This is a genomic window from Brachybacterium sp. AOP29-B2-41, from assembly GCF_052378395.1.
Lineage (GTDB): Bacteria > Actinomycetota > Actinomycetes > Actinomycetales > Dermabacteraceae > Brachybacterium.
The window spans coordinates 100,120-114,732 of record NZ_JBQSXR010000003.1 but is presented as its reverse complement, the minus strand read 5'-3'; the positions used below and the strand labels follow the sequence as shown (position 1 = coordinate 114,732).

General features: G+C 69.3%; 14 protein-coding genes, 1 tRNA gene and 1 other RNA gene. 7 read left to right on the top strand and 9 right to left on the bottom strand.

What is annotated here, in order from left to right; genetic code table 11:
• Window positions 1-8: 8 nt before the first annotated feature.
• Window positions 9-371, bottom strand: an RNA gene (rnpB, locus tag ACT3T9_RS04250) — RNase P RNA component class A.
• A gap of 204 nt (window positions 372-575) precedes the next feature.
• Between rnpB and ACT3T9_RS04245 the strand changes: the two genes are divergently transcribed.
• A complete protein-coding gene (locus ACT3T9_RS04245) occupies window positions 576-1,352 on the top strand; it encodes a YaaA family protein (RefSeq protein ID WP_444606026.1) in 777 nt (258 codons plus the stop codon).
• 2 nt (window positions 1,353-1,354) lie between these two features.
• On the opposite strand, the gene ACT3T9_RS04240 is transcribed toward ACT3T9_RS04245, so the two are convergent.
• From ACT3T9_RS04240 to ACT3T9_RS04230, 3 genes are read right to left on the bottom strand one after another with little or no spacing between them, the layout of a single operon-like run.
• Entirely contained in the window at window positions 1,355-2,191 is an 837-nt protein-coding gene (locus ACT3T9_RS04240) for a Nif3-like dinuclear metal center hexameric protein (RefSeq protein WP_442331699.1), read from the bottom strand.
• 32 nt (window positions 2,192-2,223) lie between these two features.
• Window positions 2,224-2,679, bottom strand: a complete 456-nt coding sequence (gene sufU, locus ACT3T9_RS04235; protein WP_441442966.1) for a Fe-S cluster assembly sulfur transfer protein SufU — start codon at window positions 2,677-2,679, stop codon at window positions 2,224-2,226.
• On the bottom strand, window positions 2,676-3,953 hold the full coding sequence (locus ACT3T9_RS04230) for an aminotransferase class V-fold PLP-dependent enzyme (protein WP_442331688.1): 1,278 nt from the start codon (window positions 3,951-3,953) through the stop codon (window positions 2,676-2,678). Before ACT3T9_RS04230 ends, sufU begins: the two co-directional genes overlap by 4 nt.
• Before the next feature lie 188 nt (window positions 3,954-4,141).
• On the opposite strand from ACT3T9_RS04230, the gene ACT3T9_RS04225 reads away from it, so the two are divergent.
• Window positions 4,142-4,363: a hypothetical protein gene (locus ACT3T9_RS04225; protein ID WP_444606025.1), complete on the top strand. Its 222-nt coding sequence runs from the start codon at window positions 4,142-4,144 to the stop codon at window positions 4,361-4,363.
• Between the two features lie 156 nt (window positions 4,364-4,519).
• Here the strand turns inward: ACT3T9_RS04225 and ACT3T9_RS04220 are convergent, their stop codons facing one another.
• The 4 genes from ACT3T9_RS04220 to ACT3T9_RS04205 form a co-directional block, all read right to left on the bottom strand.
• On the bottom strand, window positions 4,520-5,272 hold the full coding sequence (locus ACT3T9_RS04220) for an esterase/lipase family protein (protein ID WP_444592121.1): 753 nt from the start codon (window positions 5,270-5,272) through the stop codon (window positions 4,520-4,522).
• The gene (locus tag ACT3T9_RS04215; protein ID WP_444606024.1) at window positions 5,269-6,006 is read right to left on the bottom strand and encodes an alpha/beta fold hydrolase; all 738 of its coding nucleotides are present in this window, start codon (window positions 6,004-6,006) and stop codon (window positions 5,269-5,271) included. Before ACT3T9_RS04215 ends, ACT3T9_RS04220 begins: the two co-directional genes overlap by 4 nt.
• 567 nt (window positions 6,007-6,573) lie before the next feature.
• Window positions 6,574-6,647, bottom strand: a tRNA-Val gene (locus tag ACT3T9_RS04210).
• Between the two features lie 73 nt (window positions 6,648-6,720).
• Window positions 6,721-7,140: a DUF3052 domain-containing protein gene (locus tag ACT3T9_RS04205; RefSeq protein ID WP_444592123.1), complete on the bottom strand. Its 420-nt coding sequence runs from the start codon at window positions 7,138-7,140 to the stop codon at window positions 6,721-6,723.
• A gap of 306 nt (window positions 7,141-7,446) precedes the next feature.
• Between ACT3T9_RS04205 and aceE the strand changes: the two genes are divergently transcribed.
• The 5 genes from aceE (at window position 7,447) to ACT3T9_RS04180 (ending at window position 13,947) form a co-directional block, all read left to right on the top strand.
• On the top strand, window positions 7,447-10,194 hold the full coding sequence (aceE, locus tag ACT3T9_RS04200) for a pyruvate dehydrogenase (acetyl-transferring), homodimeric type (RefSeq protein ID WP_444606023.1): 2,748 nt from the start codon (window positions 7,447-7,449) through the stop codon (window positions 10,192-10,194).
• Window positions 10,195-10,305: 111 nt separating this feature from the next.
• Complete coding sequence (locus tag ACT3T9_RS04195) at window positions 10,306-11,253, top strand: ACP S-malonyltransferase (protein WP_444606022.1); 948 nt, start codon at window positions 10,306-10,308, stop codon at window positions 11,251-11,253.
• Window position 11,254: 1 nt separating this feature from the next.
• Entirely contained in the window at window positions 11,255-12,256 is a 1,002-nt protein-coding gene (locus ACT3T9_RS04190) for a beta-ketoacyl-ACP synthase III (protein ID WP_444600900.1), read from the top strand.
• 126 nt (window positions 12,257-12,382) lie between these two features.
• Window positions 12,383-12,631, top strand: a complete 249-nt coding sequence (locus ACT3T9_RS04185; protein WP_010551652.1) for an acyl carrier protein — start codon at window positions 12,383-12,385, stop codon at window positions 12,629-12,631.
• 74 nt (window positions 12,632-12,705) lie between these two features.
• On the top strand, window positions 12,706-13,947 hold the full coding sequence (locus ACT3T9_RS04180) for a beta-ketoacyl-[acyl-carrier-protein] synthase family protein (RefSeq protein WP_444501880.1): 1,242 nt from the start codon (window positions 12,706-12,708) through the stop codon (window positions 13,945-13,947).
• Between the two features lie 159 nt (window positions 13,948-14,106).
• On the opposite strand, the gene ACT3T9_RS04175 is transcribed toward ACT3T9_RS04180, so the two are convergent.
• Window positions 14,107-14,598 (bottom strand): DUF3145 domain-containing protein, encoded by a 492-nt coding sequence (locus ACT3T9_RS04175; RefSeq protein ID WP_441442959.1) that lies wholly within the window; start codon window positions 14,596-14,598, stop codon window positions 14,107-14,109.
• Window positions 14,599-14,613 lie beyond the last annotated feature (15 nt).

Genomic DNA, 14,613 nt, shown 5'->3' with positions numbered 1-14,613 from the left:
CCGAAGGGCGGACCAGCCGGCCTATAAGCCGGGTTCTGTAATCGGCAGCCATCCCTCTACGATCGCCGTTGCCGACGACCTCCAGCGGTCTACCCAGGGACTCGGGCCGGCGCCCTCGAACATCCCCTGTCTGACCTTGCTCCCGGTGGGGTTTACCGTGCCGACCTCGTCACCGAGGCCGCGGTGGTCTCTTACACCACCCTTTCACCCTTACCGCCGCTCCCCGAGGGGTGCGGCGGCGGTCTGCTTTCTGTGGCACTGTCCCGCGGATCACTCCGGGTGGGCGTTACCCACCACCGTGCCGGATGGAGCCCGGACTTTCCTCGGCCCCGAGGCCGGAGCCTCGAGGACGCGGCTGCCCGGCCGACTGGTCCGGCTGCAGTCTACGGGCAGCAGCGGTCTCGACTGCACTCGCAGGGGCACTGACCGCGCGCACTCGCCGCTCTCACCCGCACAGACCCGCACCGACCGCGAGCTGGAGCACGGGCTGGAGCACGGGTTGGACAGGGCCGACGTGCGGAACCTCTCCCCGTGCCCTGACCAGCGGGCGCGCGCGGCGGGACCAGAATGGTCGGATGCTGATCCTGCTGCCGCCCTCGGAGACGAAGACCCGCCCCCCGGAGATCACCGCGGGTCGGCTGGATCTCGAGGAGCTCTCGCTCCCGGCCCTGTTCGAGGCGCGGCAGACGATGCTGCGGGCTGCCCAGCGCACGGCTGCGGGAGCTGATGCCGCGCTCCGCCTCGGCGTCCCGGCCTCCGCACCGGAGCTGGTGGGGCGCATGCTCCATCTCGAGCAGGAACCCGTCGACCGGCCGCTCACGGTCTACTCAGGGGTGCTCTACGACCAGCTCTCAGAGGGCCTCTCCCCTGCTGCGGACCGTCAGGTGCTCGTACAGAGCGCCCTGTTCGGGCTGGTCGACGCCGCTCATGACCGCATCCCCGCCTACCGGCTCTCCGCCGGGTCCTCGCTCTCCCGGCTGGGCAAGGCGGGCACGTGGTGGGCCCGGCAGCTGCGGCCTCTCGCCGCGCAGCTGCGAGCCGAGCAGGCCGAGAGCGGCTCTCCCCTGGTGATCGACTGCCGCTCGGGCTCGTACCGGTCGATGATGCCGATGCGCAGCGGAGACGGGGTGCGGGTGCTCGACGTGGCACCCGTGCAGGAGCGCGCTGGTGTGCGCAAGGTGATCTCCCACGACGCGAAGCGATATCGCGGACTGGTCACGCAGGTGCTGATGGATCTGGAGCGCGCACCGGCCACGCCGGATGAGGCCGTCGACGCGGTCAGCTCCGGGTTGCCCGGCCTGCAGGTCGAGCTCGACGGCGACACCCTCGTCCTGGTGGATCGCGCGGCCTGAGCTCAGCCGGCGCGGCCGCCCCAGGGGTCGGTGGTGTGCTCGCTGAGGAGCACCTCGAGGCCTGGCACCGCGGTCTCGAGCAGGTCCTTCGCGAGCGGAAGCCAGAGCGCCTCGCTCGCGGCATGGGGCACATCGATCAGGGCCGGCACCACCGCGGGATCAGCGGCCGATTCGAGATGCTCGAGCGCCGGATGGTGGCGCAGGTCCGAGGTGATGTACACATCGACCTCGGCGCCGGCGGCGGCGTCGAGGAAGGAGTCCCCGGCCCCCGGGCAGACGGCGACGCGGCGCACCGGACGGTCGGCGTCACCGGTGTGAAGGATTCCGCGGGCGGTCGCGGGGACGAGGCCTGCGATCGCGGAGGTCAGCTCCCCCACCGTGGTGGGCGCGGGGAGGGTGCCCACGGCGCCGAGTCCGAAGCGGTGGGAGCCGTGCGCCGCCTCCGCGGGCACCTCCCCCGGGATCAGCGCGGAGGCGTCCTGCAGGCCGAGCTGCGAGATCCATGCTCCGACGGTGCCGCGGGTGGAGCGGTCCACGTTCGTGTGCCCGCACCACAGGGCGGTGCCGTGCCGCAGCAGGTGGGTGACCACGGCGCCCTTGCCGTCGTCGGCCGGGAGGAAGCTCGCGCCGCGCAGCAGCAGAGGATGGTGGGTGACCAGGAGCTCTGCGCCTCGGTCCACCGCCTCGCGCGCCACCGCGACCGTCGGATCCACCGCCAGCAGCACGCGCTGCACGGCGGCACCCCGCTCCCCCAGCACCAGGCCCACCCGGTCCCAGGACTCCGCCCACGCGAGCGGGTAGGCGTCCTCGAGGGCGCCGATCACGGAACCGACGGTCATGTTGCCGGCAACCCGGTGGCTCTCCACGACGCTCACGCTCCCAGCATCTGTGCTTCGACCAGTGCCGCCTGGTAGGCCTTCCAGGGCATCAGCACACACTTCACGCGGGCAGGGAACTTCGCCGCGCCGAGCAGCGCGATGCTGTCGCCGATGAGGTCCTCGTCGCCCTCGAGCCGCCCCCGGGAGCGCATGGCCGCCTCGAAGTGGTCCTGCGCGGGGGCGACCTCCTCGATGGTGCGACCGATCAGCAGGTCCGCCATCATCGAGGCGGCGGCGCGGCTCATCGCGCAGCCGACGGCGTCATAGGAGATGTCCTCGATCCGCTCACCCCCGTCGGCGAGCTGCAGACGAAGGGTGATCTCGTCCCCGCAGGTGGGGTTCACGTGATGGACCTCGGTGGAGAACGGCTCGCGCAGCCCGGCATGCAGGGGGCGCTTGTCGTGCTCGATCACGAGCTCGGTGTACAGGGCGGACAGCTGGCTGCTCATGAGAGGGATCCGAAGAAGTCGATGGTGTGGGCGACGCCGGCGATGAAGGCGTCGACCTCGGCGGCGGTGGTGTGGACGGAGAAACTGGCACGAGTGGTGCCGTGCACGCCGTAGCGGCGATGCAGGGGCCATGCGCAGTGGTGCCCCACACGCACCTCGATGCCCAGCGAGTCGAGCACCTGGCCGACGTCATGGGGATGCCGGCCGGCGACGTCGAAGGCCACCGCGCCCGTGCGTGACGGGGACGCCGCAGGGCCGATGATCCGCACCCCGTCGATCGCGGCGAGGCCGGTCAGCGCCTGCTGGGTGAGCGCCTGCTCATGGGCGGCGATCCGCTCCATCCCGAGAGCGTCGAGATAGTCGCAGGCCGCTGCGAGCCCCACGGCCTGCGAGATCGGCGGGGTGCCGGCCTCGAAACGGGCGGGCGGCTCGGCGAAGGTGGAGCGCTCCATATCGACCAGCTCGATCATCGAACCGCCGGTGAGGAAGGGCGGCATCTCGGCGAGCAGCTCGTAGCGTCCCCACAGCACACCGATCCCGGTGGGGCCCAGCATCTTGTGCCCGGACGCGGCGACGAAATCCACCCCGAGCTCAGCGACGTCGAAGGGCATGTGCGGCGCGGACTGCGCGGCATCCAGCACAGTGAGGGCGCCGACGGCGCGCGCGGCCTCGACCAGCGTGCCGACCGGGTTCACGGTGCCCAGCACATTGGACTGATGGGTGAAGGCGATGACCTTGGTGCGCTCGGTGACCAGCGAGTCGAGATCGGTGAGGTCGAGGGTGAACTCGTCAGTCACCGGGATCCAGCGCAGAGTCGCGCCGGTGCGCCGGGCGAGCTCCTGCCAGGGCACCAGGTTCGCGTGGTGCTCCATCTCCGTCACCAGGATCTCGTCCCCCTCGCGCACCCGCAGCCGGGCCGGGGTGGACTCGTCGCCGTTGCCGAGTGAGTATGCGACCAGGTTCAGCGCCTCGGTGGCGTTCTTGGTGAACACCACCTCGTCCGGAGAAGGGGCGCCGAGGAAGTCCGCGATGCGTTCGCGGGCATTCTCGTAGGCGTCGGTTGCGAAGCCCGCCATCCGATGGGCGCCGCGCTTGACCGCGGCGTTGTCGCTGAGGAGGTAGGCGACCTCGGCATCGATCACCTGCTGGGGGCGCTGCGAGGTGGCACCGCCGTCGAGGTAGATCAGGGGGGTGTCCGGATCGAGCATCCGGGTGAGGATCGGGAAGTCTGCGCGAATCGTCTCGACGTCGAACTCTCTGCTGGGTGCACTCACCTGCGCGGCTCCTCCTTCAACGGGGCTCCGGCCGAGGCCCCGCGAGCTGCGGAGCACGCCGGTCATGGCTGCCCTGCCAGTATAGGAAGCGTCCAGGTGGACGGGCCGGGCCGTGAGACCCTGTGCACAGTCCCTGACCCCTGCGACCTTCCGGAGGCACCGCCATCACGAATCTCATCCTGCTCGCCATGGCCGTGGCCATCCTGGTCTCGGTGGTCGTCCTGGTCGGACAGCTCCTGGTGCGGCGCCAGCGCGCCCGCGAAGAGTGGGAGAAGTCCGGACGGCCAGAGGCCCCCGCGCCGACGCCCGAGGAGAAGGCGAAGGAGCGTCAGACCGCAGTCATCTGGGGCTGCCTGGTCGTCGCCGTGCCCGTGGTGCTGGTGCTGCTGTATGCCGTGACCGGCCTCTAGCCGCGTCATGAGCGCGGATGAGAAGCCGGGCAGGAGGTAGCCCTGGCCCTCTGCGAGGCGCAGAGTTCGGTGCCACGCCAAGCCAGAGGTACCTTCCGGACGCCGGTGCGGCACCGAAACCGTGAACCGTCCGGAAAGTCGAGCCCGGCACCGCTCTCAGCGCGTGAGCAGCCGGATTCCGTCGAGAACCGCTTCGTGCACTCGAGCATCTCCGAGAGGCAGGAAGTGCCCGCGCGTCTCCAGCTGCACGTTGTGCGCCCCCTCCAGGTGGCTGCCGCCCGGGATGTGCGGGTCGAAGCGGCCGTAGATCGAGATGATGTCCTGATCCACGTGTCGGCTGGCGGCCAGCTCGGCCAGCTCGGGGGAGTGTGGCAGGAAGACGCGGATCGCGGGCAGCGGCAGCAAGCGGGCCAGCGGGGAGCCTTCGAACGGCGTGTTGAGGGCCACGAGTCCCTGGATCACGCCGGTCTCGTTGTACCGGGCGAGCAGGAGCTTGCCGATCAACCCGCCCTTGCTGTGGGCCACCAATACGCAGTGCCCGATGCCTTCACGGCGGATGAATCCGTCCACGAGGTTCGCCATGTCTTCGATGCTGCCGCCGTTGTACCCCATGTCGACGACTGCACGCACGTCGTAGCTGTGCTCGCGCAGCACGTCAGCCACCGGACGCATGAAGGACCAGGTCTCGTAGATCCCGGGCAGAAGAACGACGACGAGCTTGTCCGGACCAGGCTGGCGGTAGGTGTGGGGGTCGGGCCGGCGGACCAGCGCGGTGATCTGCCAGCGGAGGGCGTAGGCGTAGTCGCGGGCCCAGGCATCGAGATCGGCTCCGGCCTCGGCGAGCATCTCAGGCAGGCGACTCAATGGACCGGGAGAAAGCTCTTTCAGGCGCAACCTGCGACCGGTCATGCGCTCGGGGAGGTGGTCTGCGGACCGGGACGGCCGCCGTTGACGGCGGCGAGGAACGGTGCGCAGGCGGCGGCGAGATCGTGCGGCCGAATGTGCTGGACGTTATGGGAGCCGCCGGGGATCTCCCGCAGGGCGGCGTCCGGGGCCAGGCGCACCAACAGGCGCACCCACTCGGCGGACGCGATCGGATCCCGCGCCCCGCGGACCACAAGTCCCGGAACGGTGCACCGTGGAATGGTCTCCTCGGTGTGGTCAGCGAGCATGTGCCGGGCAGTGCGCAGATACCGCAACGGGCCCATCCGCAGATAGTTGCGGAACACCACCGCGTTGCTGAGGGGCGACTCGATCAGGGTGTCCCGCAACAGCCGCATGCCTTGGGCGTGCAGGCTGCGCGCGGCCGGGTCCACGGTCGGGCCGATCAACATATAGCCGGCGCACAACCCCGGATGGTCGGCGATCGCGTCCGCGACGATCTGGCAGCCCATGGAATGACCTACGAGGACGGGCGCATCCAGCCCCAGCGTCGTGACCACCCCCACGACCACGTCGCTCAGCTCCGGGACGGTGAGCGCGCGGACCGGCTGCGGCGTGCTGCCGTAGCCCGGCAGATCGAGGGTGTACACGTCGTGAGTGACTGCGAGCAGGTCGCCGTACGGCAGGAAGTACTCCCCCGACATGCCGATCCCATGCACCAGCACGATCGGTGGGCGCTCCGGGGCGAAGGTACCCCGCACGTCCACGGTATGGCCGCCAACGTGCACACGCCGTGTGTGGAGCCCGGCGCCCGGCTCATCCTTCTGGCACACCATCGTCCTTCCTGAACCCCATGGGGGCCTGCTGGAGGCGCCGGTCATCTGTTCTCGCTCAGGACCCGGTCGCACTGCTGGGTAGCGTAGAGGGTTCCGTCGAGCTCCGCCGGCGGGACGTCGTCGAGCTCGCCGTGTTGGCTCGTCGTCCCCGGACTCCGTATTCCTCGAGCGGTCCGCGCCCCACCGGTCCCACGCATCCGACCGCGGTCCGCCGCCCACAGGCCCGGCACGCCCAGGTGCGATGGCCTCCCTCAGTCGGCCCGGCGCCGCACCGGCAGGCGCGCCAGCCGATCGTGTGGCAGTCGCTGCCGCAGTCGCACGGCGGAGGCATCGGCTCGACCCATCCGCGGGATGCGCGGACCAGCCAGGTCGTGGTGATCATGGGCCCGAGTCTGCGGCTCGCGCCGGACAGTCGACGCCGCCCTTTTGCTCAGAGCAGCTCGGGAATCCTGGCTCTGCGCTGTTCGTACAGGCCAGAGGCCTTTCGTGAAGTGGGTCGTGAGGGGCTCGAACCCCCGACCTCCTGGGTGTAAACCAGGCGCTCTGACCAACTGAGCTAACGACCCGGACGGGGGCGGACCCCCGTGGCCTCCAGCACACCGGAGACCGTGACGCTCCTCACCGGAGCGTCGTCTCGGCTCAGCTGGGGCGGCTGGCCAGGCGGGTGCCGTTCCAGTCCGGGGCGAGGCTCACCGAGCTCATCACCCGCAGCCCGGCGATGCTCGCACTCTCCTGGATGTCTCCCGGCATCACGTGACCGGGGCGGCCTGCCTTGGGGACCAGCATCCACACCGGCGCACCGGGCTCGATGTTCCGCAGGGTGTCCACCATGGCGTCGGTGAGGTCACCGTCGCCATCGCGCCACCACAGCACCACGGCGTCCACGATCTCCTGGGTGTCCTCATCCTCGAGCTCGTCGCCGATGAGATCCTCGATCGCATCGCGCAGGTCAAGATCGACATCATCGTCGTAGCCGATCTCCTGCACGATCTGGCCCGTGGTGAAGCTCAGCACCTCGGCGAGGGAGCTGGACGAAGTGGCGTCTGCCGACGGTGACAAGAAAGGACTCCTTCAGAGCGGGGGTATGACGAACTCGGCAGCGACGGGGGCCTGCAGGGCCCGAGGCCGTGCTGCGCGGGCCTGATTCTATGTCACGCGCACCTCACATGCATTCCGGGACGAGAGTCCCGGTGCCAGCACCGGAGAATTCGATGTCCGACGTGTCACAGATGCGGACGGTGCGTGGAGGTCCCGCGCCCTCCTGGCAACGGTAGGCTTGCACGCACCGAGGCCGACGGAGCAGGGCCCACCGGCGATTCCCGCTCCCCCGGCCGGTCCGCCCCCTCCCGTAGAGAGAAGGACAGTGTGACTTCGCACGAGACCCCTCGTCCCATCGGCATCAACCTGCCGAGCCATGCCCAGGATCCGGATCCGGAAGAGACCCGGGAATGGTTGGACTCGTTCGACGGTCTCGTCGAGCACCGCGGTGCCGAGCGCGCCTCCGAGATCGTCCAGAGCGTCATCCAGCACGCCCGGGAAGAGGACATCCACCTCCCGGAGTCGCTCACCACGGACTACGTGAACACCATCTCGGTCGAGCAGCAACCGGAGTACCCCGGTGACCTCGAGCTCGAGAAGGAGCTGCGCAACATCAACCGCTGGAACGCGGCGATGGTGGTGCACCGGGCGCAGGCTCCCGGGATCGGCGTCGGCGGGCACCTCTCGAGCTACGCCTCGATCGCGACCATGTACGAGGTCGGCTTCAACCACTTCTTCCGCGGACGCAACCATCCCGGCGGCGGCGACCACGTCTTCTTCCAGGGCCATGCCTCCCCCGGCATCTACTCACGCGCCTACATGATGGGCCGCCTCTCCCAGGACGACCTCGACGGCTTCCGCCAGGAGGTCTCCAGCGAGCACGGGATGCCCTCCTACCCGCACCCGCGGGCGATGCAGGACTTCTGGGAGTTCCCGACCGTCTCGATGGGCATCGGCCCGGTCGCCGCGATCGAGCAGGCCTCCTTCGACAAGTACCTCCAGAACCGTGGCCTGAAGGACACCAGCGAGCAGCACACCTGGGCATTCCTCGGCGACGGCGAGATGGACGAGGTGGAATCCCGCGGCGCCCTGCACATCGCCGCCAAGGAGCACCTGGACAACCTCACCTTCGTGGTGAACTGCAACCTGCAGCGCCTGGACGGCCCTGTCCGCGGCAACGGCAAGATCATCCAGGAGCTGGAGAGCCAGTTCCGCGGTGCCGGCTGGAACGTCATCAAGGTGATCTGGGGCGCGGGCTGGGATCCGCTGCTCGAAGAGTCCACCGACGGCGCGCTCATCGACCTGATGAACGCCACCCCGGATGGCGACTACCAGACCTACCGCGCCGAGTCCGGCGGGTTCATCCGCGACAACTTCTTCGGCCGCGACCCCCGCACCAAGGCACTGGTCGAGGACATGTCCGATGAGGACATCTGGTGGAAGCTGAACCGCGGCGGTCACGACGCGAAGAAGATCTACGCAGCGTTCAAGCAGGCCACCGAGAGCAACGGCAAGCCGACCGTGATCCTGGCCCACACCGTCAAGGGCTACCGCCTGGGCAAGAACTTCGCGGGCCGCAATGCGACCCACCAGATGAAGAAGTTCACCCCCGAGGACCTCAAGGCCCTCCGCGACACGCTGCGCATCCCGATCAGCGACGAGCAGCTCGAATCCGCCGGCAGCGTCTACGACGCACCGTTCTACCTGCCGGACGACGATGCACCGGTGATGAAGTACCTCAAGGAGCACCGCGCCGCCCTCGGCGGTCCGGTCCCCTCACGCCGCACCGAGCACAAGCCGCTGAACCTCCCCGGCGACAAGGCCTACGAGGTCGTCAAGCGCGGTTCCGGCAAGCAGGAGATCGCCTCCACAATGGCGCTCGTGCGGCTGCTGAAGGACCTCATGCGCGACAAGGAGACCGGCAAGCGCTGGGTCCCGATCGTCCCCGACGAGGCCCGCACCTTCGGCATGGACTCGCTGTTCCCGACGGCGAAGATCTACAACCCCGACGGTCAGAACTACCTCTCCGTCGACCGCGATCTGCTCCTGGCCTACAAGGAGTCCACCTCCGGCCAGATCAAGCACATGGGCATCAACGAGATCAGCTCCACCGCAGCCTTCACCGCGGCAGGCACCTCGTACGCCACGCACGACTTCCCGATGATCCCGTTCTACATCTTCTACTCGATGTTCGGGTTCCAGCGCACCGGTGACTTCTTCTGGGCCGCCGGCGACCAGATGGCCAAGGGCTTCGTGATCGGCGCGACCGCCGGCAAGACGACGCTCGCGGGCGAGGGCCTGCAGCACATGGACGGCCACTCGCCGATCCTCGCGTCGACCAACCCCGGGGCCGTGATCTACGACCCCACCTATGGGTATGAGCTCGGCCACATCATCCGCGACGGTCTCCAGCGCATGTACGGCGAGGACGACCGCGTCGCAGAGGTCTTCTACTACATCACGGTCTACAACGAGCCGATGGTGCAGCCCAAGGAGCCCGAGGGCCTGGACGTCGAGGGGCTGCTCAAGGGCATGTACCTGCTCGAGGCCAAGCCTGACGGCGATGGCCCCGAAGCTCAGCTGCTCGCCTCCGGCGTCGGTGTCCCGTGGGCGCTGCACGCCCGCGAGCTGCTGGCCGAGGACTGGGGCGTGAAGGCGAACGTCTGGTCGGTCACCTCGTGGACCGAGATGCGCAAGGAGGCCCAGGAGGCTGAGAAGCACAACCTCCTGCATCCTGAGGATCAGCGCACTCCGTGGATCTCCCAGCGGCTCGAAGGCGTCGAGGGTCCGTTCGTCGCGACCTCCGACTACGACTTCATGGTCCCGGACATGATCCGCGAGTGGATCCCGGGACGCTACGGCGTGCTCGGGGCCGACGGCTGGGGCTTCTCGGACACCCGTCCGGCAGCTCGCCGTCACCTGAAGATCGATGCGCACTCGATGGTCGTCAAGGCCCTTCAGCTGCTCGCCAAGGAGGGCAAGGTGGACCCCTCGGTGGTGCGCCAGGCCATCGACAAGTACGACCTGACGAATGTGAATGCCGGCCAGTCCGGCTCCTTCGGCGGCGAGTCCTGATCGCCCCGTCGGGCCGCCCGTCCTCGTGACGGGAGGCCCGACGGTCTCTCCCCCAGCCGGCCCGTCTCGTCCTCCGAGCGGGCCGTGCCCCGTCTCTCCCTGGAGGTACCAGTGCTCGCGATCGTCTGTCCCGGACAAGGGGCGCAGAAGCCCGGATTCCTGAGCCCGTGGCGTGAACTGCCCGGCGTCGAGGAAGCGCTCTCAGCCCTGTCCGAAGCGGCAGGCGTCGACCTGCTCCGCCACGGCACCGAGTCCGATGCGGACACCCTCCGCGACACCGCCGTGGCCCAGCCGCTGCTGGTCGCCGCGGGCATCATCGCCGCTTCGTCCCTGTACCAGGAGCAGGGCCTGCCCGCCGCTGACGCCTTCGCCGGCCACAGCGTCGGAGAGCTCACGGCCGCTGCACTGGGCGGGGTGCTGAGCAACGAGGACGCGATGCGTCTGGTCGCCGTCCGCTCCCAGGCGATGGCGAAGGCTGCGGCGGCGGAGCCCACTTCGATGGCGGCCGTCGTCGGCGGCACCCGCGAGGACGTCATCGCGACGATCCGGCGCCACGGCCTGCACCCGGCGAACATCAACTCCGCCGCCCAGGTGGTCGCAGCCGGGACGGGTGAGAAGATCGCCGCCCTGGTCGAGGACGGTCCCGCGAAGGCTCGCGTGATCCCCCTCCAGGTCGCCGGCGCCTTCCACACCCCGTACATGGCCGGGGCCCGCGAGGAGCTGGCAGCGTTCGCGCCCGGCCTGCACCCCTCGGACCCGTCGGTGCCGCTGATCTCCAACGCCGGTGGCGAGGTCATCACCTCCGGTGCCCGCTACCTCGAGCTGATCGTGAACCAGGTCGCCTCCCCCGTGGACTGGGAGGCCTGCATGGCGGCGCTGCGCGAGCGCGGCGTGACCGCGCTGATCGAGGTCGCCCCCGCAGGGACCCTCACCGGGCTCGCCAAGCGCGAGCTGAAGGGGATCGCGCTGGCGAACCTCAACACCCCTGACGATCTCGAGTCGGCCCGTGCCCTGGTGCGCGAACATGCTGGCGTCGCCCCCACGGATCAGGAGAACTGACATGACCGTCGCCCTCACCTCTCAGAAGACCGTCCCCGGCTCGCAGGTCCTCGCCTATGGCGCGGCCCGCGGCGATGTCGTCGTACCCAACGACGACCTGGTCGGTCCGATCGACTCCTCCGATGAGTGGATCCGGCAGCGCACCGGCATCATCACCCGCATGCGGGCCAGCAAGGACGTCGGCGTCAAGGACCTCTCGCTCACAGCGGCCAAGGAGGCGATCGAGCGTTCCGGTATCGATCTGGAGACGCTCGACGCGATCATCGTCTCCACCATCTCGTTCCCCTACCCGACCCCGTCCCTGGCCACGCTGCTGGCCGGAGAGCTGGGTCGGCCCGACGTCATCGCCTATGACATCTCCGCCGCCTGCGCCGGCTTCGCCTACGGGATCGGTCAGGCGGATTCGCTGATCCGCTCAGGTGCCGCCCGTCATGTGCTGGTGATCGGCGCGGAGAAGCTCTCCGATTTTGTCGATCCCACCGATCGCTCGATCTCCTTCCTGCTGGGTGATGGCGCGGGAGCCGCGATCGTCGGACCGAGCGACGCTCCCAAGATCGGCCCCACCGTGTGGGGCAGCGACGGCGACAACTGGAACACCATCCGGATGACGAACTCGCTGGTGAACTTCCGCGACGGCAACGGCCCGTGGCCCACCCTCGAGCAGGACGGCCGCACGGTGTTCCGCTGGGCCGTCTGGCACACCGCCGAGAAGATCCGCGAGATGCTCGAGAAGTCCGGGATCGGCATCGAGGACATCGACGTGTTCGTGCCCCACCAGGCCAACATGCGGATCATCGACGAGCTCGCCAAGCAGCTGAAGCTGCCTGATTCCGTGGTGATCGGCCGGGATATCGCCGAGACCGGGAACACCTCTGCCGCCTCGATCCCGCTGGCCACGCACCGTCTGATCGAGGAGGGCGCCGCCAAGAGCGGCGACGTGCTCGTGCAGTTCGGCTTCGGTGCCGGCCTCGCCTACGCGGGCCAGGTCCTGATCCTGCCGTGATCCGTCGCGGGCGCACTGTCGCCCGCATCACGCCTCACGGGGGACACGATCCCCGCTGGCCGATTACCGCGCGGTAGCACGGGTAGTCTGTGACCGCCACACATCCGCACACCTGAAGGAGCACCCATGGCACACACGGAGAACGAGATCCTCGAGGGCCTCGCCGAGATCGTCAACGAGGAGACCGGTGTCGCCACCGAGGACGTCAAGCTCGAGAAGTCATTCACCGACGACCTCGACATCGACTCCATCTCGATGATGACCATCGTCGTCAACGCCGAAGAGAAGTTCGACGTCCGCATCCCCGACGAAGAGGTCAAGAACCTCGCGACCGTCGGCGACGCCGTCAAGTACATCGCGGGCGCCCAGAACTGAGCCCCGCCTGACGCCCGGGACGATCCCGTCCCGGGCGTCGCCGTTTCGTCTGCCGCCCCGACCCGGAGGTCCGTATGCCCGCTCCCCGTTCTCGTGTCGCCGTGACCGGCCTCGGCACCGTCAACCCGCTCGGCGGTGACGTGACCTCCACCTGGGAGGCCGCTCTGGCCGGGACCTCCACCGCGCGCACCTTCGACAACGACTGGAAGGAGCGCTACGGGCTGTCCGTGGACTTCGCCTGCCAGATCGTTCCCGGCGCTCTCGATTCCCTCACCCGGCCCGAGTCCAAGAAGCTGGACCCCTCCGGGCAGTACTCCATGGTCGCCGCACGTGAGGCCTGGGCCGATGCCGGTGCCCCCGAGGTCGCCCCCGAACGGCTCGGCGTCGTGGTCGGCACCGGCATCGGTGGCATCTGGACCACCCTGGACCAGTGGGACGTGGTGCGCGAGCGCGGCGCCCGGCGGGTCAACCCGTTCACCGTCCCGATGCTGATGGCGAACTCCTCGGCCGCCAACATCTCGATGGAGCTCGGCGCCCGCGCCGGTGCCCACACCCCCGTCTCCGCCTGCGCCTCCGGCGCCGAAGCGGTCGCTCTGGGCATGGGGATGATCCGCGACGGCCGGGCCGACGTGGTCGTCGTCGGCGGCACCGAGGCATCGATCCACCCGATGACCATCGCCGCCTTCGCGAACATCCGCGCCCTCTCGACCCGGGTCGATGATCCCGAGCACGCCTCGCGCCCCTACGACGTGGACCGCGACGGCTTCGTCCTCGGCGAGGGCGCGGCCATCCTGGTGCTCGAGAGCGAGGAGCACGCCGCCGCCCGCGGTGCCCGCGTGTACGCCTACGCCTCGGGGCGCGGCATGGCCTCCGACGCGCACCACATCTCCGCCCCCTCCCCCGAGGGTCAGGCCAGCGCAGTGCGCGAGGCCGTCGAGGATGCGGACGTCGCCGCGCAGGACATCGTGCACCTCAACGCCCACGGCACCTCCACCCCGCTGGGCGACATCGGCGAGCTCAACTCCGTCTCCACCGCGCTGGGCGGCGTCACGGACCAGATCGTGGTCTCCTCGACCAAGTCGATGACCGGCCACCTGCTGGGCGGCGCCGGCGCACTCGAGTCCGTCTTCTCGGTCCTCGCCTCGCACCACCGCCTCGCCCCGCCGACGATCAACATCGAGAACCTCGACCCGGAGACCCCGATGCGGATCGCACAGAACGCGCCGGCCGAGCTGCCGGGCGGCGACATCGCCGTGCTGAACAACGCGTTCGGCTTCGGCGGCCACGACATTGCGGTGGTCTTCACCAGCGCCTGATCGACGTGCCACGCGGCGCGTTCTCGCGCCGCGCAGCACCCTGCCCACCGCGCAGTCCGCTGAACGGCGTTCGGAGCACTTCCCTTACCGGAGAGTGTTCCGGGCGCCGTTCCGGTCTTCCATGGGCTTGGCTTCCACGGACCATGAGTGCAGCTGCGCTCAGCTCACGCGGTGCAGCCACCGCATCGGCACGCCCTCACCAGCATGACGGTAGATCTCGAGATCGTCGTCCCAGGGGGCACCGAGGGCGATGTCGAGCTCATGGCGGAGGGCGTGCGGGTCGTTCCCTGCCCGTTCCATGCAGCCGCGCACATGGTCCTCGGTGAGGACGATGTTCCCTGCATGATCGGTGGCGGCATGATGGATGCCGAGCTCGGGGGTGCAGCTCCAGCGGGCACCGTCCACTGCGGCGGTGGCCTCCTGGGTGACCTCGAAGCGCACCTCGTTCATGCCGCGCAGCGCACTCACCAGCTGGGCCCCGGTGTCCTCGCGCCCGCGCCAGGTCATCTCGGCACGTTGCAGCCCACGGCTCACCGGCTGGTCTTCCCAGCGGATGCGTGCGGGCACGCCGAGAACTCCGCTGGCGGCCCATTCGATATGCGGCGTGAGGGCCCGCGGAGCGGAGTGAATATACAGAACGCCCTGAGTCATCTCGTTCCTTCCGGT